Origin of the sequence: Asanoa hainanensis, from assembly GCF_900188485.1 — a bacterium.
GTDB classification, from domain to species: Bacteria; Actinomycetota; Actinomycetes; order Mycobacteriales; family Micromonosporaceae; genus Asanoa; species Asanoa hainanensis.
The window spans coordinates 130,108-150,407 of the sequence record NZ_FZPH01000004.1; the positions used below are offsets into that span (position 1 = coordinate 130,108).

General features: G+C 71.8%; 18 protein-coding genes. 10 read left to right on the forward strand and 8 right to left on the reverse strand.

The window, feature by feature from the left end; translation table 11 throughout:
- Positions 1 to 4 precede the first annotated feature (4 nt).
- From CHC05_RS11655 to CHC05_RS11665, 3 genes are all read left to right on the forward strand, one after another.
- Positions 5 to 1,972 carry a glycoside hydrolase family 15 protein gene (locus CHC05_RS11655; RefSeq protein ID WP_089247799.1) on the forward strand — a complete coding sequence of 656 codons (1,968 nt, stop codon included), beginning with the start codon at positions 5 to 7 and terminating at the stop codon, positions 1,970 to 1,972.
- A gap of 12 nt (positions 1,973 to 1,984) precedes the next feature.
- Positions 1,985 to 2,848, forward strand: coding sequence for a nucleoside hydrolase (locus CHC05_RS11660; RefSeq protein ID WP_089247801.1), 864 nt, complete (start codon positions 1,985 to 1,987; stop codon positions 2,846 to 2,848).
- Positions 2,849 to 2,925: 77 nt separating this feature from the next.
- Positions 2,926 to 3,159, forward strand: a complete 234-nt coding sequence (locus tag CHC05_RS11665; protein WP_143049843.1) for a hypothetical protein — start codon at positions 2,926 to 2,928, stop codon at positions 3,157 to 3,159.
- Here the strand turns inward: CHC05_RS11665 and CHC05_RS11670 are convergent.
- From CHC05_RS11670 to CHC05_RS11680, 3 genes are read right to left on the reverse strand one after another with little or no spacing between them, the layout of a single operon-like run.
- Positions 3,156 to 3,830: a ThuA domain-containing protein gene (locus tag CHC05_RS11670; protein WP_089247805.1), complete on the reverse strand. Its 675-nt coding sequence runs from the start codon at positions 3,828 to 3,830 to the stop codon at positions 3,156 to 3,158. The two genes, CHC05_RS11665 and CHC05_RS11670, sit on opposite strands and share 4 nt — an antisense overlap.
- Positions 3,827 to 5,002: an acyltransferase family protein gene (locus CHC05_RS11675; protein WP_089247807.1), complete on the reverse strand. Its 1,176-nt coding sequence runs from the start codon at positions 5,000 to 5,002 to the stop codon at positions 3,827 to 3,829. Before CHC05_RS11675 ends, CHC05_RS11670 begins: the two co-directional genes overlap by 4 nt.
- A 31-nt stretch (positions 5,003 to 5,033) precedes the next feature.
- A complete protein-coding gene (locus CHC05_RS11680) occupies positions 5,034 to 5,786 on the reverse strand; it encodes an SDR family oxidoreductase (RefSeq protein ID WP_089247809.1) in 753 nt (250 codons plus the stop codon).
- Positions 5,787 to 5,857: 71 nt separating this feature from the next.
- On the opposite strand from CHC05_RS11680, the gene uppS reads away from it, so the two are divergent.
- Complete coding sequence (gene uppS / locus CHC05_RS11685; protein WP_089248579.1) at positions 5,858 to 6,619, forward strand: polyprenyl diphosphate synthase; 762 nt, start codon at positions 5,858 to 5,860, stop codon at positions 6,617 to 6,619.
- A 66-nt stretch (positions 6,620 to 6,685) separates the two neighbouring features.
- Positions 6,686 to 8,815 (forward strand): NAD-dependent DNA ligase LigA, encoded by a 2,130-nt coding sequence (ligA, locus tag CHC05_RS11690; RefSeq protein WP_245870782.1) that lies wholly within the window; start codon positions 6,686 to 6,688, stop codon positions 8,813 to 8,815.
- A gap of 1,191 nt (positions 8,816 to 10,006) precedes the next feature.
- Here ligA and CHC05_RS11695 read toward each other — a convergent pair.
- Positions 10,007 to 11,305 (reverse strand): NAD(P)/FAD-dependent oxidoreductase, encoded by a 1,299-nt coding sequence (locus tag CHC05_RS11695; protein WP_089247813.1) that lies wholly within the window; start codon positions 11,303 to 11,305, stop codon positions 10,007 to 10,009.
- Positions 11,302 to 12,195 carry a ferredoxin gene (locus CHC05_RS11700; RefSeq protein ID WP_179266142.1) on the reverse strand — a complete coding sequence of 298 codons (894 nt, stop codon included), beginning with the start codon at positions 12,193 to 12,195 and terminating at the stop codon, positions 11,302 to 11,304. Before CHC05_RS11700 ends, CHC05_RS11695 begins: the two co-directional genes overlap by 4 nt.
- A 276-nt stretch (positions 12,196 to 12,471) precedes the next feature.
- On the opposite strand from CHC05_RS11700, the gene CHC05_RS11705 reads away from it, so the two are divergent.
- The 3 genes from CHC05_RS11705 to CHC05_RS11715 all read left to right on the forward strand — a co-directional run bounded on the left by CHC05_RS11705 (position 12,472) and on the right by CHC05_RS11715 (position 15,112).
- Positions 12,472 to 13,416 carry a DUF4142 domain-containing protein gene (locus CHC05_RS11705; protein WP_245870783.1) on the forward strand — a complete coding sequence of 315 codons (945 nt, stop codon included), beginning with the start codon at positions 12,472 to 12,474 and terminating at the stop codon, positions 13,414 to 13,416.
- Positions 13,417 to 13,471: 55 nt separating this feature from the next.
- A complete protein-coding gene (locus CHC05_RS11710) occupies positions 13,472 to 14,578 on the forward strand; it encodes a hypothetical protein (RefSeq protein WP_089247817.1) in 1,107 nt (368 codons plus the stop codon).
- A gap of 90 nt (positions 14,579 to 14,668) precedes the next feature.
- A complete protein-coding gene (locus CHC05_RS11715; RefSeq protein ID WP_089247819.1) occupies positions 14,669 to 15,112 on the forward strand; it encodes a hypothetical protein in 444 nt (147 codons plus the stop codon).
- Here the strand turns inward: CHC05_RS11715 and CHC05_RS11720 are convergent.
- A complete protein-coding gene (locus CHC05_RS11720; RefSeq protein ID WP_089247821.1) occupies positions 15,109 to 16,017 on the reverse strand; it encodes an SDR family NAD(P)-dependent oxidoreductase in 909 nt (302 codons plus the stop codon). The genes CHC05_RS11715 and CHC05_RS11720 overlap by 4 nt on opposite strands.
- A 115-nt stretch (positions 16,018 to 16,132) precedes the next feature.
- Between CHC05_RS11720 and CHC05_RS11725 the strand changes: the two genes are divergently transcribed.
- Positions 16,133 to 16,672 carry a TetR/AcrR family transcriptional regulator gene (locus CHC05_RS11725; RefSeq protein ID WP_245870784.1) on the forward strand — a complete coding sequence of 180 codons (540 nt, stop codon included), beginning with the start codon at positions 16,133 to 16,135 and terminating at the stop codon, positions 16,670 to 16,672.
- Here CHC05_RS11725 and CHC05_RS11730 read toward each other — a convergent pair.
- On the reverse strand, positions 16,653 to 17,981 hold the full coding sequence (locus tag CHC05_RS11730) for a type I glutamate--ammonia ligase (RefSeq protein ID WP_089248585.1): 1,329 nt from the start codon (positions 17,979 to 17,981) through the stop codon (positions 16,653 to 16,655). The two genes, CHC05_RS11725 and CHC05_RS11730, sit on opposite strands and share 20 nt — an antisense overlap.
- Positions 17,982 to 18,007: 26 nt before the next feature.
- On the opposite strand from CHC05_RS11730, the gene CHC05_RS11735 reads away from it, so the two are divergent.
- The gene (locus tag CHC05_RS11735; RefSeq protein ID WP_218824517.1) at positions 18,008 to 19,066 is read left to right on the forward strand and encodes an amidohydrolase family protein; all 1,059 of its coding nucleotides are present in this window, start codon (positions 18,008 to 18,010) and stop codon (positions 19,064 to 19,066) included.
- Between the two features lie 30 nt (positions 19,067 to 19,096).
- Here CHC05_RS11735 and CHC05_RS11740 read toward each other — a convergent pair whose 3' ends face one another.
- Complete coding sequence (locus CHC05_RS11740) at positions 19,097 to 20,287, reverse strand: endo-1,4-beta-xylanase (protein WP_089247825.1); 1,191 nt, start codon at positions 20,285 to 20,287, stop codon at positions 19,097 to 19,099.
- Between the last annotated feature and the right edge of the window lie 13 nt (positions 20,288 to 20,300).

Consider the following 20,300-nt stretch of genomic DNA (forward strand, 5'->3'; position numbering starts at 1 on the left):
CGCCATGACCAGCAACCCGGACAGTGCCGAAGCCGCCGCAGCGATCTCCGGCGCGGGCGGGCTGGTCGCGGCGGGCGGGCGGAACCTGCGGGCGGCGAGCGGGTGGGTCACGAGTACCCCGACCCGCTCGCCGTTCCCGCCGATCGAGAGCTACGCCTTCCTCTCGAACTGCCACACCGGCGCGCTGGTCGCGCCGGACGGTTCCGTCGACTGGCTGTGCGTCCCCCGGTTCGACTCACCCGCCATCTTCGGCAGCATGCTCGACCGCGAGTCCGGCATGTTCCGCCTCGGTCCCTACGGGATCAACCACTTCACCGCCCGCGACTACGAGCCGGGCACCAACGTGCTGGTCACCACCTGGCGCACGCTGACCGGTTGGATCCAGGTCCGGGACGCGCTGACCATCGGCCCGGCGAACGGCCCGGACCTGGTCACCCCGCACAGCCGGCCACCGTACGACGAGGACGCCGACCACCTCTTCGTGCGTACCGTCGAATGCCTGGACGGGCACGTCGACATCGAGCTGATCTGCGAGCCGGCCTTCGACTACGGCCGCACCCCGGCCAGTTGGTCCTTTGTGGATGGCGATCAGCACGTGGCCGACGGCACCGGCGCCGGGGTCACCGTGCGCCTGCGGTCCGACATGGCGATGGGCATCGAAGGCAACCGGATCCGTGGCCGGCGCCGGCTCAACCGCGGCGACCACGCGTACTGCGTGCTGTCCTGGGCCGACCAACTGGCCGCTCCGGCCACCTTCGCCGAGGCGATCGGCTGCATCGACAACACCACCGCCTACTGGCGCAACTGGCTGGCCGGCGCCCGGATCCCGGACCACCGCTGGCGCGACGCCCTGCAGCGATCCGCGCTCGCGGTCAAAGGGCTGACGTACATGCCGACCGGCGCGACCGTGGCGGCGCTGACCACGTCGCTGCCCGAGACGCCGGGCGGGGAACGCAACTGGGACTACCGGTACACGTGGATGCGCGACAGCTCGTTCACCATGCAGGCTCTGCACTATCTGAACCTGGACTGGGAAGCCGACGAGTTCATGCAGTTCGTCGCCGACATCGAGCCCAACCACGACGGCACACTGCAGATCATGTACGGCATCGACGGGCGTCGCGACCTCACCGAGAAGACCCGCGACGACCTTTCCGGGTACGACGGCGCGCGGCCGGTGCGGATCGGCAACAGCGCGTACAGCCAGCGGCAGAACGACGTGTTCGGCGCGGTGCTCGACTCGGTGCTCCTGCACACCAGGCGCAGCCAGCGCATGCCCCGCCGGCTCTGGCCGATCGTGGCCAGCCAGGCCGACTCGGCCGAGAAGGTCTGGCGCAACCCGGACCAGGGCATCTGGGAGGCCCGCGGCGACCCGCAGCACTACGTCTCCTCGAAGCTGATGTGCTGGATCGCGATGGACCGGGCGGCACGGCTGTCCGAGATCCGCGGGCACAAGGACCAGTCGGAGCGGCTCGCGGCCTCGGCCAAGGAGATCCACGACGACATCCTGGCCCATGGCGTACGGGACGACGGTGTGCTGCGCCAGCACTACGACACCGACGCGCTGGACGCCTCCACCCTGCTCGCCGTGCTCTACAACTTCCTGCCGCCCAGCGACGAACGGATGCGCAAGACGGTCGAGGCGATCGCCAAGGACCTCACCGAGGACGGGTTCGTGCTGCGCTACCACACCGACCAGACCGACGACGGCCTCTCCGGCAAGGAGGGCTCGTTCCTGATCTGCTCGTTCTGGATGGTGTCCGCGCTCACCGCGGTCGGCGAGGTGCAGCGCGCGGTGCAACTGATGGAGCGGCTGCTCAAAGTCGGCTCGCCGCTCAACCTCTACGCCGAGGAGTTCGAGGTGAAGACCGGCCGGCATCTCGGCAACTTCCCGCAGGCGTTCTCGCACCTGGCGCTGATCCAGGCCGCGTCGCGGATCATCCTGGCCGAGCGGCTGGCCGAGGTCTCCTGACATCCTGGTGCCATGGCCGAGCTAGTGCTGCTGGACACCGACATCGGCAACGACATCGACGACGCCGTCTGCCTCGCGTACCTGCTCGCGCAGCCGGACTGCGAGCTGCTCGGCATCACGACGGTGACCGCGGCGCCGGTCGAACGCGCCTCGCTGGCCAGCGTGCTGTGCCGGACGGTCGGCCGCGCGGTGCCCATCCTGCCCGGCGCCGGGATCCCGTTGGTGGGACCGCCGCTGCAGAAGCCGCCACCCCAGGCCGCCGCGCTGCGGCGCTGGCCGCACGACGAGGTGTTCGTGGTCGGCGAGGCGGTCGAGTTCCTGCGCCGCACGATCCACGCCCACCCCGGCGAGGTCACCCTGCTCGCCATCGGCCCGCTGACCAACGTGGCGCTGCTGTTCGCGGTGGACCCGTCGGTGCCGTCCCTGCTGAAGCGGCTGTTGCTGATGGGCGGGTCGTTCCTCGACGGCGGCGGCCCGGAATGGAACATCCGCAACGACCCGCACGCCGCGGCCCGCGTCTACGCGGCCTCCGCCCGCGTGCACCGCTCCGTCGGCCTCGACGTCACCCGGCGCGTACGGATGGACGCGGACGAGTTCCTGGCCAGGTGCGACCACCCGCTGCTCCACCCGGTGGCCGACATGGCCGGATCCTGGTTCGCCGAGCGCCCGACGGTGACGTTCCACGACCCGCTCGCGGCCGCCACGATCTTCGCCCCGGAGCTCTGCGGCTTCTCTCGGGGCAAGGTGACCGTGGACACCGCTGACGGCGCGACCCGCTGGCGACCCGACGCCCAGGGCCCGCACGAGGTTGCGTCGGAAGTCCACCCGGACGCGTTCCTCGCCCACTACTTCACGACAGTTTCCCGGGCGGTGTAACGGGTAAAATCGATGGACGCCGGTGACTTCCCCCTTCGGCCGGCGAGGCAGTGCAGGATGCGGCGAAGGGGACGACTGTGTTGCGGAGGAACGCGCTGTGGGCGGTCCGCCTGGAGTGGCCCGCCGGCGACCATGAGTTCGGCTGTCCGCGGTCCGACGAGGCCGCGGCCCTACGCGAGCTGGATCGGGTGCGGTCCTACTGGGCCCGCGGCCCGATGCGCCCCCGGCTGAGCCTCGTGCGGATCAGCCACCACGACTTCGAGCTTCACGCCAAAGCCCGCCGAGGGTGCAAAGCCCCCGACTGCCCTTAGCCTTTACGCGCCGCCGCCCACAGGAGGCCGCGTTCCGTCAGCGTGCGTACGTCCGGGTGGTCGAGGTCTTCCAGCTTGTGCCCCACCGTGGAAACGAAGATCCTGCCCTCGCCCCACTGGCGGGTCCACACGGCCGGCACGACGACGTCGGCGCGCCAGGCAGTGCGCTCAGTCGCCCGGAACCGGGTCGTGGCGAGCACGTCGGAGAGCCCGTCGGTGAGCATCCAGTACTGCTCGGTGTGCAACGACCACTTCGCCGGCAGCCCCGCGACGATCGGGTGGTCCGCCCGCTCGGGCACCACCTCGACCTCGTAGTCGACGAAGTTGTCGGGGTGCTCGGCGAACTGCCCGCCGGTCATTTGCAGATAGCGGCTGGACGACCGGAACGAGTCGACGATGCCGCCGTGCCAGCCTGCGAAACCGGTGCCGGAGCGCACCGCACCGATCAGGCCGTCGAGCTGGGCGTCGGTCGCGGTGCCCATGGTCCAGCACTGGACGATCAGGTCGAGCCCGGCCAGCGCCGTGGGGTCCGCGTACACGTCGAGGGTCTCGCTGGTCTCGACCCGGAAGCCCTGTTCGCGGAGGAACGGCACGAACCGGTCGGTCGCCTCGACCGGGACGTGCCCGTCCCAGCCCCCGCGGACCACGAGGGCCCTTCGGTTGTCAGTCATTCGGTTGATCGTAGGCGCATGCCGAACAGAGCGCGGGTGAGCCGGGTGCGGCGGACAAGGAGCTCGTACGCGACCAGGGTCAACGCGAAAGCGGCGGAGGCGAGCGCCAGGTACTTGACGACGATCGGCGCGTCCCAGCGCACGACACCGTAGGCGACCGCGACCACGATCGGCTGGTGCAGCACGTAGATCGGCAGCGCCGCGACGGCCAGGTAGAGGTAGGCGCGGCTCGGCTCCTTCGGTGTGCGCTCGACGTTGCGGCGGTCGAGCAGGCCCAAGATCGCGACCACCGCGCACCAGCCGGCCAGGCCGAACAGGGCACGGCCGGCGATGGCCTGCCCGGTCAGCTCGGTGAACGGGTCGTCGCCGGCGGTCAGCAGCACCGGGCCGCTCGCCACGAACACCACGACCGCGATGATGGCCGCGGGCACGGCGTCGCGGCGCATCGCCAGCCGGAAGCGCTCGTCCGAGGCGAGCAGGAAACCGCCCGCGAAATACAACAGGTACGCCCAACGGCTCCAGCCCGCGAACGCCTCCTCCATGCCGACGAAGGCGCAGATCGCCGACATGAGCAGCGCGGGCAGCAGGACGACGCCGCGCCGGTCGACCGCGCCGGCCAGGCTCTCCTTCGCCCCGCCCGGCACCCAGTTGCGCGCGGCCGCGAGCAGCAGCGAGAAGGTGAGCAGCAGGACGACGAACCAGAGGTGGCCGGTCTCGAAGTAGTCGCCGCCCAACACGAACGGGAAGTCCGCGAGATCCAGGTGGACCGTGTAGAACTGCGGCAGGAAGCTCAGGTAGCTCTCGTGGTAGCCCGGGTCGGCGGCTTTCAGCCGCAGCCACACCGGCGCGGGCAGGATGGTCAGGATCGCGAAGAGCAGGGGCACGCCGAGGCGTTGGAGGCGCTCCCGCGCGAAGCCGGCCGGGCCGCGCCGGGCCATCGAGTGCCACGAGCCGAAGCCCGCGATGAGGAAGAGCGCCGGCATCGCCCACAGCACGGCGAGCCCGGCCAGGACGGTGGTGATGCTGGTCGTGTCGGCGTTCTTGACGTAGTAGTCGTCGTTCTCGTCGAACACCAGCGCGGAGTGGAAGAACACCAGGCCGACGACGACCAGCGTACGGATCGCGTCGAGCTCCGGGCGGCGGTCCACTGTGGTCGTACGCGGGGTGGTCACGCCTCAGGATGGCAGCAGGGTGGGGCTCTCGTCAGCCCCGGTGCTCGCCGGCCAGCCAGGTCTCGAAGGTCGTCGGCGCGATGCGGGCTCTGTCGCCGGGCAGCCGCACCTCGCCGGCCATCTCGACGCCGAGCGGGCTGTCGCGCCAGCTCGCTCTGAGCCGCACGTTCTCACCCCGCGCGGTCAGGGTGCGGCGGGCCATGTCGACCAGGTCGTGGGTGTCCGGGCCGGCGATCTCGATGATCCGGCCCAGCGGCGGGCCCACCGCCACCTCGACCAGGATGTCGGCCACGTCGGCGACCGCGATCGGTCGCACCAGCAGCGGCGGGACGACCGCGGTGTCGCCGGTGCGGGTCCACCCGACCAGCGTCGCGGCGAAGTCGAAGAACTCGGTCGCCGCGACGATGGTCCACGGGGTCGCGCCGTCGCTGACCATGGCCTCCTGGATGCGCTTGCCGGCGTAGTGCGCGTTGCCGACGACCGCGTCGATCCCGACGATGGACAGCAGCACGTGGTGGCCGACCCCGGCACGCTGCTCGGCGGCCAGCAGGTTCTCGGTCTCCAGCGCGAAGAAGCGCTCCGCCTCGGCCCGGTCGGCGGACTCGAAGCTGATCGTGTCGATGACGGCGCCGACCCCGTCGAGGGCGGCATCGAGCCCCTCGCCGGTGGTCACGTCGACACCTGTGCTCCGCGACACCACCACCGGGTCGTGGCTCTTGGCCTCGAGCGCGGCCACGGTCTGGCGCCCGACCAGTCCGGTGCCGCCGATCACTGCCACTCGCATGCGCGTACCCCCGTCTCCGGTGTTGATTTTCCCCTCTTCCGGTGGGCTTCGTGGTTTGATCGGGCATGATCATGTCGCCCAGAGCGCTCGTCGAGCGTGCCTACGCGCGCCGGCTTCGGCGCACGTTGACCTCGGTGCCCCGGCACGTCGCGATCGTCACGGACGGCAATCGGCGATGGGCGACCTCGATGGGGTACGACTCGCCGAGCGCCGGACACCGGCACGGCGCGGAGCACCTCGACCGGGTGCTCGGGTGGTGTGGCGAGCTCGGGATCGGCTGTGTGACGGTCTATGCCGCCTCGGCCGACAACCTGCGCAAGCGCGCGGCGGGCGAGGTCGACCACCTGATGAGGCTGATCGAGGACGCGTGCCGGGAGCGGCTGGCGCGGCCGTCGAGTCCGTGGCAGGTGCGGGTCGCGGGGCAGGTCGACCTGCTGCCTTCGTCGACCCGGCAGGCGCTCGCGGAGGCGTCTTTGGTGACCCGGGATCGGCCTTGGACGCTGACGGTGGCCATCGGCTACGACGGTCGGTCGGAGGTGGTCGAGGCCGTCCGGCGGGGTCTGGTGGCGGCGGCGGCGTCCGGCGAATCTCCGCACGATCTGGCCTCGCGTTTCGCGCCATCTGACATCGACGTGCATCTCGACACTCGCGGATTGCCGGACCCTGACCTGGTCATCCGGACCAGCGGCGAGCAGCGGCTGTCGGGGTTCCTGCTGTGGCAGTCGGCGTTCTCGTCGCTGTATTTCTGTGACGTCTACTGGCCGGGGTTCCGCAAGATCGATTTTCTGCGGGCCCTGCGCGCGTATGCCGCCCGCCGGGCCGCCGCTGGGTGACGCGGTCTTGTCGTACCCGCCCGCTAGTGTCTGGTTGTTCGTCCGATGCTGCTCATGGGGGGCAAGATGTCCACGACCGTCGATCCCGCGCACGCCGCGGCCTTCGACTCGCGCGCCGACTACGTGGCCGCGGTCGAGCAGATCCGCGCGGCCGCTCGCGACTACTACTCGGGTTCGACCCTGGCGATGGACGACGCCACCTACGACGCCCTGATCGCCCGGGTCGCGGCGACCGAGGCGGCGAGTCCTGAGTGGACGGTGGCGGAGTCGCCGACGGAGACCGTCGGCGCCGGCGGTGGTGTGGTCGGCGACGTGCCGCACACCACGCCGATGCTGAGCCTCGACAACGTCTTCGACGCCGACGGGCTGACCAAGTGGGCGGCTCGGCTCGACCGCATCCTCGGCCGGCCGGCGGCGGGCTACACGGTCGAGCCGAAGATCGACGGGCTGGCCATCTCGGCGCGCTACGCCGACGGCGACCTCACCCAGGTGATCACCCGAGGTGACGGGCGCGCCGGCGAAGACGTCACGGGCCAGGCGCGGCGGGCGGTCGGCCTGCCGCACCGGTTGGCCGAGCCGGTCACGCTGGAGATCCGCGGCGAGGTCTTCATGACCGAGGCCGACTTCGCGCTGGCCAACGAGCTACGCACCGGCCACGGCGAGCCCCCGTTCGCCCACCCGCGCAGCGCGGCCGCCGGCACCCTGCGCGCGGTCGACCGGGCCTATTCGGCGCCGCTGTCGTTCTTCGCCTACGCGGTGCACGGTCTCGACCCGGCCGCCCACCTGTCGCACGCCGGCGCGATGGGCTATGTCGCGTCGCTGGGCGTGGCCACGACGGCGGGGTCCGCCGCAGGCATGCCGATGTGCGCGACGATCGCCGAGGTGGTCGCCGCGATCTCGCACCTGGATGCGGCCCGGCTCACCTTGGGGTTCGGCGTCGACGGCGCGGTGGTCAAGGCCGACGCCGCCGCCGACCGTGACGACGCCGGTTCGTCCAGCCGGGCGCCGCGGTGGGGCATCGCCTACAAGTTCCCGGCCGACACCCGCACCACGACGCTGCTGCGCATCGAGGTCCAGGTCGGCCGCACGGGCGTGATCACCCCGGTCGCGGTCCTCGAGCCGGTGCAGATCAGCGGCGTCACCGTCACGTCGGCGACGCTGCACAACTTCGACGACCTGACCCGCCGCAACGTCCGCGCCGGCGACACGGTCTTCGTCCGCCGCGCGGGCGACGTCATTCCCGAGGTGACGGGCGCCAAGCTCGACGAACGCCCGGAGTCCTCGGAGCCCTTCACCCCGCCGACGGAATGCCCGCGCTGCGGCGGCGAGATCGACCGCTCCCAGAAGCGCTGGCGCTGCACCCGCGGCCGGGCCTGCGGCGCGCACGAGTCGCTGGCCTACTACACGGCCCGCACCTCGATGGACATCGAAGGCCTGGGCGACAAAATCATCGACCTGCTGGTCCGCGCGGGCCTGGTCACCGACCCGGCCGACCTCTACGACCTCGACGTGGCGACACTCAAGCCCCTCGACCGCATGGGCGACGTCTCAGCGGGCAAGCTGGTCGCGAGCATCCAGGGCTCCAAGGCCCAGCCGTTCTCGCGGGTGCTGACGGGCCTGGGCCTGCGAATGACGGGCCGCTCGATGTCCCGCCGCTTGGCCCGCCACTTCGTGACGATGGACGCGCTCCTGGCCGCGACGATCGAAGACCTCCAAACGGTCGAGGGCGTGGGCCCGGAGCGAGCGGTCACGATCGCGGCCGAGCTGGTGGAGCTACGCCCGGTCATCGACAAGCTCGCGGCCCGCGGCATCAACATGACCGAGCCGGTCGACCCTGCGGCGGCCGCGGCCGCCGCAGGCGACGACGACACCGCGACCGCCGCCGCGGCCCCGTTCCGCAAGCCCGACGGCGCCCCGATGACCGTGGTGGTAACGGGCTCGGTGCCGGGCCTGACCCGCGACGAGGGCAACGAGGCAGTCGAACGCCTCGGCGGCAAGTCATCAGGCTCAGTCTCGAAACGCACCGACCTGGTAGTCGTCGGCGACGGCGCAGGCTCCAAGGCGGCCAAGGCCGAAGACCTCGGCGTCCCCATCATGCCGGCGGACCGCTTCGCCGACCTCCTGGCGGCCCACACAGCCGGCGACACCGCCCGAGTGGCCACCCTCCTGGAAGAAGCCCTACCAACCCCAGCCTGACGCGCCGCCGCGTGGGCGCGGTCGCGCGTGGGCGGGCCTAGGCGGTGGGCGCGGCGGTCGCGCAGAGCGGTCGTGCGGCGCGGAGCGGTCGTGCGGCGCGGAGCGGTCGTGCGGCGCGGAGCGGTCGTGCGGCGCGGTGCGGTAGCGGTGGGCGGGCCTAGGCGGTAGGCGCGGTCGCGCGGTGGGCGCGCCCCAGGCGGAAGCGCGCGGTCGCGCGGCGGGCGTGGCAAGCGCGGTCGCGCGATGCGCGCGCGTGGGCGCGGTAGGCACGGCGGTCGCGCGGCGCGGCGCGGCGCGCCGCGGTCGTGCGGTGCGGTGCGGCCGCGCGGTGCGGTGCGGCCGCGCGGTGCGGTGCGGCCGCGCGGTGCGGTGCGGCCGCGCGGTGCGGTGCGGCCGCGCGGTGCGGTGCGGTAGCGGTGGGCGCGGCCGCGCGGTGCGGTCGTGCGGTCCGGCGCGGAGCGGTCGTGCGGAGCGGTCGTGCGGTGCGGCCGCGCGATGCGGTGCGGTAGCGGTGGGCGGGCCTAGGCGGTAGGCGCGGTCGCGCGGTGGGCCTGGTCGCGCGCGGTGGGCGCGCCCCAGGCGGAAGCGCGCGGTCGCGCGGCGGGCGTGGTAAGCGCGGTCGCGCGGTGCGCGCGCGTGCGCGCGGTAGGCAGGGCGGTCGCGCGGTGCGGTGCGGCCACGCGGCGCGGCGCGGAAGCGGTGGGCGGGCGTAGGCGGTAGGCGCGGGCGCGGTAAGCGCGGTCGCGCGGTGCGCGCGCGCGGGGCGCGGTAGGCACGGCGGTCGTGCGGTGCGGTCGCGCGAGGCGGCGGCGCGGTCACCGCGCCTACCGGGCGCTTCCGCCTCGGGCGCGCGGCCGCGCGCTTACCGCGCACCCGCCGCACGACCCCGGTCACCGCTCCTACCGCGCGCACTTCCGCCTGTGCCTACCGCGCCACCGCGCCGCGCGACCGCGCCCACCGCGCCCGCGGTAGGCGATGGGGCCCCTCGCGACCAAATCGCTCACCGTTTCCCGGCCACCCGGCGCGAGCAGGGGAAACGCACTAACGACTCCCCGCTTCCGCATTCTTGGGGCGCGTCGGGTGCGGCGAAATGCGAGGTTGGCCGGAGCTAAACGCTCCGGCCAACCTTTTTCTTGCTTATTTTTCTCTTAAGTGACCGACTGTAGTATCAGCAATTCATATTGTCGCGGATCAGGCCACCGATGCGAGGCGGCGGCGGGCCGGCTCCGCGATTTCGGTGTTGAGCGGGCGGTCGGTCTGCAGCGGCATCGGGGTTGCCTGCAGGGTCGGCAGCGGCGTCGCGATCATCGCGCGGGCCAGCGACGTGAACGCGTGCGCGGCGTTGACCGAGACGAGACCGACCAGGCGGTCGTCGCGGTGGTAGCCGACCACCACGCCGGCGCGGGCCGTGTCGCGGCGGTGGCGCTTCATCTCGCTGATCGAGACCTCGCCGTCCGGCACGAGCTCGCCGCAGACCTGGATGCGCAAGCCCCACTGCTCGGTCCAGAAGCGCGGGATGACCGTGACCGGGCCCGGGTCGCCGTCTTCGGCGAGGAGCGTGCGCGCGGCACCGCGGCCCTGCTCCAGGGAGCTGATCCAGTGCTCGGCCTTGCGGAGCTGCGGCCCGTACCGCAAGTTCGGCCAGGTCGCGACCGCTCCACAAGCGACGACATCTTCCAGGCCGACTACCCGTAGGCTCTCGTCGCAGACGACACCCTTGGACGCGTCGATCCCTGAGTTCGACAGCCACGCGGTGTCCGGGCGACCGCCCGTCGTCGCGACGACCACGTCGCCCACCAGGTTCTCGCCGTCGTCGAGCTGCACCATCCAGCCGTCGCGGAAGCGGTTGGCGGTCGCCACCCGGTGGCCCAGGCGGAAGTCGACGCCCTCGCCGCGCATGACATCGGTGACGTGGTTGCCGACCTCTTCGCCGAGCGCGCGGACCATGACCTGCGGCTTAGAGTCGATGACGACACAATTACGAGCCATCGAGCGCACCGCGGAGGCGACCTCGCTGCCGGTGATGCCACCGCCCACGATGATGACGCGCTCGGCGTCACGCAGCGCGCGGCGCAGCGACCAGGCGTGCTCCAGGTTGTGCAGGAGGTGCACACCCGGCTCGGCGGCCCACTTCGGCATCGTCGGTGACGAACCCGTGGCGATGACCAGACCGTCGTACGCGAAGGACTCGCCGGTGTCGGTCTCCACCCGGCGGTTGTCCGGATCGAGGTCCACGGCTTTCCGACCGAGATACCAGGTCAGGTCTTCGTCGTGGAACGGCATCCGGGTGTCCTGCGGGCGCTTGTGGCCGGTCAGGATGCCCTTGGAGCACGACGGACGGTCGTATGGGCCTTCCTTCTCCGCACCGACCATCGCGATCTCGCCCGGGTATCCCTGGCGCCGCAGCTCTTCGGCCGCGGCGACGCCAGCGCGTCCCGTTCCGACGATCAGAATTCGGCCGTAGTCCGCGCGCCTGTTCCGCCGCGTCATCGGTCTCCCCTGCTACGTCGACGTGGTCCGGCGCCCGAGCCCGCCGGAATCCGTGTGGGGCCGGTGAGTGGTTCCTCGGCCGGCTCAGTCTTCTTCTGGGTAACCACCGTGGTCGCGGTCCGGTTGAGCTGGATCGCTCGGGCCGGACACACCTCCACGGCTCTGATCACGTCATTCGCCAGGTCGGGCGGGACGGTCGCCTTGTAGGCCAGGCGTCCGTCACCGCGCAGGGCGAACACCTTGGGCGCCTCGTGCTCGCAGAACCCGAACCGGGCGCAGCGGTTGCCGTCCACATTGACCAGCAGCTCGTCGCCGACGCCGGCGTTGCCGTTGCGGCGGGTGGCGCGTTCCTGGCGCCACCCGAGGTACCAGGGCGTTGTCGTGCCCCACAGCAGCAGGGTGATCACGAAGGAGCCGAGGACGGCTCCCCAGCGGACACCCGTGGCCATCTCGGAGCCGGACATCAGGACGTGCCCGACCAGCAGCATGTACGCGACGTAGTTGAACGCGTGGAACGCCCGCCAGCGGGTGTAGCCGATCTTCTTCTGGATCAGCACCGAGAGGGTGCAGGCCACGAAGAGCTCGAGCGAGATCACACCGACGCCGATGCCGATCGGGTCGTACGGGTTGGTGAACGGCACGATCACGTCGATCAGCCTGACCGTGCCCATGGGGCCGGCGAGCTGCGTGAACCCGTGCACCACGCCGAGCGTGAGGCCGAGCAGCGCGATGGTCTGGTGGATTCCGTACACAGTGGCGTGCTTGATCCGGCTCTGGGCCCAACCGTTGCGGAGCATGAGTCCCCAGAGGACCGCCAGCCAGAGCAGGAAGAGCGACACGAACCCAACTGTGGCCGCGACGATGTGCACGCTCTCCTGTGCGTTGCGCACGGCGGTTCCTCCCATGTTCGTGAGGGGATGTGGGGACAACGCAAGTATGGTGCGGCACGACGAATTGTCAATCTGGTGCCGTCGCCCGTTTCGGGGTGAGTTTTCGCGGGCCAACACGCACAGGAACGGTCACCGGACGGTCGGTTCGCGAACTATAAATTTGCTTTAGGCGTTGCCTAGGCCTTCCTTCACTTAAGCCTTCTCTAATTGACAGACGTTTATCGTCTCTCTGCGTGTCGAGGTGCGGCCCAGGCCGCCATCCCCGGAGGAGTGAAAGTGGAAGTACGGCAGCTGGTCGGGTTGGGAGCGCGAGCGATCGCGGTGGCGTCCTTGGTGGCGCTGGTGCCGACGTCCGCGGCCCTCGCCAACGATCACTACCGTGCCCCGGCGGCGGCGGTCGGTGGCGGCGCGATGACCCACCCCGGCCACATGGCAGGGATGAGCCACACCGAGCACATGGCGGCGATGAACCAGGCCACCTGGAACAAGAACAACGCCGCGCACCTGGCCGCGATGAATGCGCTGCAGGACACCAGCAAGCTGCGTTATCTCGCACCGTCCCCCGGGCCGGAGGAGTTCCCGATTCCCGTGCCGCCGGACGTCGCGATCGCCGAGAACGGCAAATACGGTCCGATTGGTCCCTCTGATGTCGACCTGGTGGTCAAGGTGCGGCTCGCTGGCCTGTGGGAACAGCCTGCCGGCGGGATGGCCGTGGAGAAGGGCAAGAACCCACGCGTCAAAGAGATCGGCAAGATGATCGCCGAGCAGCACGCCGTCCTCGACAAGCTGGACGTCCTGGCAGCCAAGCGCTTGGGCATCGAGCTCCCGAACGAACCCAACGCGGACCAGCAGTACTGGCTGCAGGAGATGCGCGACGCGGAGGGCGACGAGTTCGACCAGATCTTTGTCGACCGGCTGCGCGCTGCCCACGGCAAGGTCTTCTCCGCTATCGCCTTCGTCCGCGCCGGCACCCGCAACGACCTCGTCCGTGAACTGGCCCAGCAGTCGAACCAGTTCGTCGGTACCCACCTCACGCTGCTGGAAAGCACCTCTCTGGTCGACTGGCAGCACCTGCCACTTCCCCCCGAGCCGGCCGACGGCCCCGTTCCCGCCGCCGGATACATCAAGAGCGGCGTCAGCCCGACAGTGATCTGGCTGGTCTTGGGAGCCGCGCTGGTCGCAGGCCTCATCACCATGATCCGCGTAACGCGTCCCCGGTAACACCACAAACACCAACAAACCGCAACGGTGTGTGTCCAATGGAAGGTGACACGTAATGACCAGAAGTAGGCAGGCCCCCCGCAAGAACCGGCGGTTCATCGCCGTGTTCGCGACGCTGGCGGTCTTCGCGGGCCTCGTGGCTGTCACGCAGGTGTCGCTAGCGGGCAGCCGCCGGGGTCACAACAGCGGCAACAACCTGCCGTGGTGTCAGCCGGCGGCGGCCGCCGCCGCGCACGATCACACCAACGACCAGGACCCGAACGCGACGCCGCCGGCCGATGCTCCGGCTGGCGAGGTGGCGGGTGCGGCTGGTGACGGCACGACGGGCGACGCCCCCGCGCCCGACCCCGAGGCCGCCGCGGAGGCCAAGGCGACGGCTTCGGCCGCCGCGCAGGCACAGGCCGAGCAGCGCCGCCGGCACAACGACAGCAACAGGAACTGCCGTCCGACCACCACGCCGACCAGCTCCACCGGCGGTGGCAACAACGGCGGCACCGGCGACAACGGCGGTGGCGACAACAACGGTGGTTCGAACCCCGGCAGCACGACCTCGCCGAGCGACGGCACCAGCGGTGGCCCGACCACCAGCCCCACCTCGCCCGCCGCGCCGCCCACGCTGCCCGAGACGCTGGGCAACACCTGCGAGGGCACGCAGCTCCAGGAGCACGACGGCTTCCAGGCCGGCCCGCGCTGCGCCACGACCCAGTTCGGTGAGGTCGGCGCCGTCGAGAACAACCCGACGCTGCTGATCAGCCGGGCGCCCGCCCGGGCCCGCCTCAACCAGCCGTTCGACATCCAGGTGAGCACCCGCAACCTCGTCCGTGACCGTTTCCTGCCGGCTGCCGCGGGTGGCTACTACAAGGAGAGCTCGCGCCTGACGGAGGAAGGTCTCCAGCGCGGTCACTTCCACCTCGCCTGCCGCCTGCTCAGCGGTCGCAACGCCCAGGACCCCGCGCTGGTACCCGCCTTCTTCAAGGCGGTCGAGGACGGCGGCGGCGGCGCTACCCCCGACACCGTGACCGTGACCGTGCCTGGTCTGGCGGCGACCGGTGTCGCCCAGTGCGCCGCGTGGGCCGGTGACGGTTCGCACCGCATCCCGATGATGGTGCGGGCCAACCAGATCCCCGCGTTCGACTCGGTCCGGATCGTCGTCACCCGCTAGTACCACGAGCACTACCGCTGCGGCAGGGCCGGGCACCGGAGACGGTGCCCGGCCCGACGCGGCAGGACCCCCGTCCCGAAGGGGAAGATCATGGAAGAGCGTCGCGCGACCCGGATCCGCCAGCTCACCTGTGTCTACCGGTTCGATGCCGGGGTACGGGGTGGTGCGGGTCTCCTCGCCGCCCGGGTGGTCGGCGACGGTTGCCCGTTGCGCGCGCTGACCCACCACGGCCTGCTGGCCAATCCACACTGGACGGCGATGGTGACGGAGCTCATCGTCCCGGTCGTCCTCACCCACCTCGACCGCACCGGTGAGTCGATCCGCCATGTCGCCCGCGACGGCCGCCCGTGCGTGCTGGCCGAGACCCGCGTCGGCGCGGTGGCGCTGCTCGGCCCGGCCGACCTCGAGTGGATCGCCGGACGGGTCACCGTCTTCCTCGACGAGGTGCGCCGCGCCGCCCGCGACGCCGGCCTGACTTGGACGATGCCGATGTGGGACAGCAGCCCGGCTCCGCTGTACGCGAGCGGGTTCTAGGCGGACAACTCCCAGAGCCGCGACGCCGCCTCGGGATCCAGCGCGTACGCGGCCACCCCGCGCCGCACGCCCGGCCGGTGAGGTGCCGCCTCCGCGCAGTCCTCGAAGTAGCGGCCGGTGACGCCGGCGACCAGCGGTGAGCCCGCCAGCAGCACCGAGGTCGCCGCGCCCTGCTCGACGTCCTTCCACGACACGTCGGTGCTGCCCGGCTCGAACGACGCCGGTGCGTTGCTGATCTCGCCGATGTGCCGGCTGAGGTTCGTCCCGGTGATCCGGCCGGGGTTCAGCGCGTTCGCGGTGATCCCGTCGGCCGCCCAGCGCCGCGCCGCCTCGACCGCGAAGAGGATGTTCGCCGTCTTCGACTGCCCATAGGCCACCCACGGGTCGTACGGCCGGCGGAGAAGGTTGATGTCGGCGAAGTCGACTCCGGCGTTGACGTGCCCGACCGAGCTCACCGACACGATCCGGGCGCCCCCGGAGGCGGCGGCGAGGGCCGCCCGCAGCCCGACCGCGAGCGCGAAGTGGCCGAGGTGGTTGGTCGCGAACTGGAGCTCCCAGCCCCGTGCCGTGCGCGTCAGCGGCGTAGCCATGATCCCGGCGTTGTTGACCAGGATGTCCAGCGGACCGGACCAGGCCGCCACGAACGCCGCCACCGACGCCGGGTCGGCGAGCTCGAGCGGTGCGACTGCGGGCCGCCGTCCGGCCACGGTCGCCGCGACCCGCGCGCCGGCGGCGACGTCGCGGACGGCCATCGTCACCTCCGCACCGGCGCCGGCCAACGCCCGGACGGTCGCCGCACCGATGCCCGACGACCCGCCCGTGACGACCGCGCGCCGCCCGGTCAGGTCGACGCCGGAGAGCACCTCGGCTGCCGTCGAGGTGGCGCCGAACGGGGTGGTGATCATGGTCCCTCCCAGGGGCTAGACTCTAAACGGAGCCGACTCCGCTAAGCCGAACCATAAGCGGACCCGGCTCCGCTTAGCCAGCGATCCACGTCACAGGGAGCAGGGAGACAAGGCATTGCGGGCCGACGCGCGCGCCAACCACGACCGCCTGCTCGCCGTCGCGGCGGACGCGTTCGCCCGCGAGGGCACGGACGCCTCGTTGAAGGCGATCGCCCGCGCGGCCGGGGTCGGCATCGGCACCCTCTACCGCCGCTTCCCCACCCGCGAGGCGCTGATCGAGGCCGTCTACCGCAACGAGGTCGAGCGGCTCTGCGCCGCCGCGCCGGACCTGCTCGCAGTCGAGCCACCGGCAGTCGCGCTGACCGCCTGGATGGAGCGGTTCGTCGACTTCATGGCCGCGAAGCGCGGCATCGCCGAGGCGCTGCTGCTCTCCCCCGACGACCGGTGGCAGACCCGGGCCGAGCTAAGCGCCGCCCTGGCCACCCTGCTAGACGCGGGCGAGGCCGCCGGCGTGGTGCGATCCGGCGTCGACCCGTACGACGTGCTGCTCTCCCTCGGCGGGATCACCCTGATCGCCGGCGCGGAGCAGCAGCGCGAGCTGGCCAGCCGGCTCATCGACCTGCTGCTGCGGGGAGTCAATAGCGCCAGCGGGTAGCCGCCACCACCGTCTCGTCGTCGGCGCCCTCGAATAGGGTGATCTCGCCGTGCCGGACGGCCGCGACCGTGTCGACCAGCGCCGCGCCGAGCGCCTCGGCCAGCACCTCGTCCGCCTCGAACGCGGCCACCGCCGCGGTCAGTGACGCCGGCAGCCGCTCGATGCCGCCCACGTCGTGGGGGTCGACCGGAACCGGCTCCGGCAACCGCGCGTTCGACGAGACGCCCGCGCGGCCGGCCGCGAGCAGACCGGCCAGCAGCAGGTGCGGGTTCGCCGCCGCGTCGACGCACTTGACTTCGAGGTTGGCGTTCGGTCCCGCGATCATCCGCAGCGCCGCCTCGCGGTTCTCCAGACCCCAGCAGGCGTACGCGCCGGCCCAGCGCTCGGGCACCAGCCGCAGGTAGGACGCCACCGACGGGGCACCGAGCGCGAGCAGCGCCGGCAGCCGCGACAGGATGCCGGCGGCGAAGCCCTCACCGGCGCGGTCGAGGCCGAACTGGCCGGCCCCGCCGGTCATCGCGCTCACCCCGTCGCGCAGCACGCTCAGGTGCGCGTGCCGACCGTTGCCGACCTTCCCGGCGCTGACCACGGGTGCGAACGACGGGCGCAGGCCGTGCGCGGAGCTGACCGCGCGGATCGTCTCCTGCACGAGCACCACCGTGTCGGCGGCGGCCACCGGGTCCTCCGGCGCGAGCGCGACCTCGAACTGGCCGTGCGCGTACTCGGGATGGATCTGCTCGACCGTGACCCCCTGCGCGGCCAGCGCCGTGAGGACCGCGCGCAGGTACGGCGCGAGCTCGACGAGCCGGATCATCCCGTACGCCGGACCGGTGGTGGCCGGAACGAACTCGTCGCCACTCCCCCGCGACGCGCACCACTCGACCTCGAAGCCGGCAATGACCGTCAGCCCGGCCGCCGCGAGCCGGTCGACCTCGCGCCGCAGCAGCCAGCGGCCGTCCAGCGGGTGCGGCTCGCCGCCTTGGTCGAGCCGCTCGCCCGGCGCCCAGGCCCAGCCCGGCGAGGCGGCCAGCGGCACGAGCCGGTCGAGGTCGGGGTGCAGCCGCAGGTCGCCGACCGGGCCGCCGGCGAAGCGGCCGCGCACCGAGCCGTCGTCGACGAGGAAGGTGTCGAAGACCGGTGCGGCGCCCGCGCCCCAGGCGGCCACGTGGGGCAGCCGGGCCGCCGGCACCGCCTTGACCCGCGTGACGCCGCTGGTGTCCACCCAGGTCAGCGCGACCCCGTCGATGCCGTCGGCGGCCAGCCGGTCGGCGGCGACCCGAGCCTGCGCGGCACGTCGATCCCGCTGCATGGCGTCCACGGACCTAGGTTATGACGATGGACCTGCTGGTGGACCATCATTGCCACGGCGTCGTGCGGCGCGATCTCGACCGGGCCGAGTTCGAGAGCCGGCTGAGCGAGGCCGACCGGCCCGCACCCGGCACGACGCTGTTCGACTCGGCGCTCGGCGACGCGCTGCGCCGGCATTGCTTCCCCGTGCTCGACCTGGCGTCCAGCGCCACCTCCGACGACTACCTGGCCCGGCGCTCGGAACTCGGGCACGAGGAGGTCGCGCGGCGGCTGCTGCGGGCCGCCGGCCTTTCGGCCGTGCTCGTGGACACCGGTTTCCTCCCCGAACCGCTCACCACGCCGGCCGAGCTCGGCGCGGCGGCGGACGCGGCGCCGCACGAGGTGGTCCGCCTCGAAGCGGTCGCGGAGGAGCTCGAGGTGGGCACCGCGACGGGGTTCGCGGGCGCGGTGCACGAGGCGCTCGCCGCGGCGGCGGGACGGCCGGACACCGTGGCGTTCAAGTCGGTGGCCGCCTACCGGGTCGGCCTGGCGCTACGCGACGAGCGCCCGAGCGAGGCGGAGGTCCGCGAGGCCGCGGGACGTTGGCTGGCCGACGGTGCGGGGCGGGTCGCCGACGAGGTGCTGCACCGGTTCCTGGCCTTCGCGGCGCTGGACACCGGGCTGCCGCTGCAGTTCCACACCGGACTCGGCGACCGCGACACCGACCTGCGTCTCGGTGACCCGCTGCTGCTGGCGCCGTGGCTGCGGGCGGCCGAGTCGACCGAGGTGCCGGTGCTGCTGCTGCACTGCTACCCGTACCACCGGAACGCCGCCTATCTGGCCCAGGTGTTCCCGACCGTCCACATGGACCTCGGGCTGGCCACGCACAACGTCGGCGAGCGGGCGGCCGCGGTGCTGGCCGAGGCGCTGGAGCTGTGCCCGTACGGCAAGTTCCTCTATTCCTCCGACGGGTACGCCCTGCCGGAGCTGCACTTCCTCGGTGCGGAGCTGTTCCGGGCGGCGGCCGAGCCCGACCTGGTCCGGCGGACCACCGAGAACGCGCGGCGGGTCTATCCGACGGTGGGCGGAAGGGGCCCTGGCCGATAGGGTCCCTTCCGCCTTCTCACCGCCCGCGCGTCAGCGCCGGGGCTTTTGGGGCACGCGCGGGAGCACGTACGGCGGACCACTGTGGATCAGGTCGGCCTTCATCAGGTTGTACGCCCGCTTGGGTTGGTAGTTCTCGTCCATGATCGTGGCGAGGCCCTCCGGCGGGTTCGTGAACCAGCCGGGCACCCACGAGTGCTTGTCGGTGAAGCCCCAGACGGTGTACGAGAGGCAGTGGCGATCGGCCAGGCAGGCCTGCAGCAGCACGCTGTAGTTGGCGGCCGACGCCTGGAGGCGCGGGTTGATCTCGCCGGAGTCGCCGGCCTGCACGCCCGGGGTCATGACACTGCGCACGTCGACCTCGGTGAAGGCCGTGGCCAGACCGAGCCCGGCGAACTTCTTCAGCGCGGCGGCGACCTGGAGGGTGTCGTAGTTGCCGTACTGCGTGCCGAGGTGGCCCTGGCTCCCGATGCCGTCGATCGGCACCCGGTCGCGCAGCAGTGCCTTGGCCAGGTCGTACACGAACTGGGTCTTGTCGTTGGCCGGGTCGCCCGAGCCGAACGCCTCGATGTTGTAGTCGTTGTAGAACAGCAGCGCCTTCGGGTCGGCGGCGCGGGCCCAGCGGAACGCGTCGGCGATGTAGCCGGGACCCAGGTGCTGCGCCCAGAAACCCTTGTAGTGCAACGTCGGCGGGCTGTCCCAGGGGTCGCTGACCGCCTCGTTGACGACGTCCCACTGCCAGATCTTTCCCTTGAAGTGCTTGACGACGGTGGTGATGTGGTTGCGCAGGATGTCGCGCAGCTCGTCCTTGCCGATCGTGCCGTTGTTGACGCCCGTGGTGAGCCAGGCCGGCAACTGGTTCTGCCAGACCAGCACGTGGCCGCGGACCTTCTGGTTGTTGCGCTTCGCGAAGGCGATCAGCTCGTCGGCCGGACCGAAGTTGTACGTGCCGCGGGTGGGCTCGAGGGTCTCCCACTTCATCACGTTCTCCGCGGTGACCGAGGAGAACTCCGTGGAGACGGTGGCCCGGTATTGCGGGTCGGCCGGGTCGGCCAGGGCGGCCATGTCGACAGCGGTGCCGATGTAGAGGTCGTGCCGCAGGCCCAGTTGGCCGAGGCTCTGCTGGGTCGGGTCGACCGGGTGGCTCGCCGTGGCGGGTGCGGCGCCCGCGACGGCGGCTGCCGCGACCACCATGCCGGTGGCTAACCATCGATTCAGCTTCATATGCGCTCCTCTC

What these genes read in the sequence shown, in the direction of transcription:
- CHC05_RS11720 (WP_089247821.1), bottom strand. Translation starts at nt 16,017, where the DNA reads ATGATCACCACCCCGTTCGGCGCCACCTCGACGGCAGCCGAGGTGCTC.
- CHC05_RS11735 (WP_218824517.1), top strand. Translation starts at nt 18,008, where the DNA reads ATGGACCTGCTGGTGGACCATCATTGCCACGGCGTCGTGCGGCGCGAT.
- CHC05_RS11695 (WP_089247813.1), bottom strand. Translation starts at nt 11,305, where the DNA reads ATGACGCGGCGGAACAGGCGCGCGGACTACGGCCGAATTCTGATCGTC.
- CHC05_RS11715 (WP_089247819.1), top strand. Translation starts at nt 14,669, where the DNA reads ATGGAAGAGCGTCGCGCGACCCGGATCCGCCAGCTCACCTGTGTCTAC.
- uppS (WP_089248579.1), top strand. Translation starts at nt 5,858, where the DNA reads ATGTCGCCCAGAGCGCTCGTCGAGCGTGCCTACGCGCGCCGGCTTCGG.
- CHC05_RS11680 (WP_089247809.1), bottom strand. Translation starts at nt 5,786, where the DNA reads ATGCGAGTGGCAGTGATCGGCGGCACCGGACTGGTCGGGCGCCAGACC.
- CHC05_RS11740 (WP_089247825.1), bottom strand. Translation starts at nt 20,287, where the DNA reads ATGAAGCTGAATCGATGGTTAGCCACCGGCATGGTGGTCGCGGCAGCC.
- CHC05_RS11730 (WP_089248585.1), bottom strand. Translation starts at nt 17,981, where the DNA reads ATGCAGCGGGATCGACGTGCCGCGCAGGCTCGGGTCGCCGCCGACCGG.
- CHC05_RS11660 (WP_089247801.1), top strand. Translation starts at nt 1,985, where the DNA reads ATGGCCGAGCTAGTGCTGCTGGACACCGACATCGGCAACGACATCGAC.
- CHC05_RS11710 (WP_089247817.1), top strand. Translation starts at nt 13,472, where the DNA reads ATGACCAGAAGTAGGCAGGCCCCCCGCAAGAACCGGCGGTTCATCGCC.
- ligA (WP_245870782.1), top strand. Translation starts at nt 6,686, where the DNA reads ATGTCCACGACCGTCGATCCCGCGCACGCCGCGGCCTTCGACTCGCGC.
- CHC05_RS11655 (WP_089247799.1), top strand. Translation starts at nt 5, where the DNA reads ATGACCAGCAACCCGGACAGTGCCGAAGCCGCCGCAGCGATCTCCGGC.
- CHC05_RS11670 (WP_089247805.1), bottom strand. Translation starts at nt 3,830, where the DNA reads ATGACTGACAACCGAAGGGCCCTCGTGGTCCGCGGGGGCTGGGACGGG.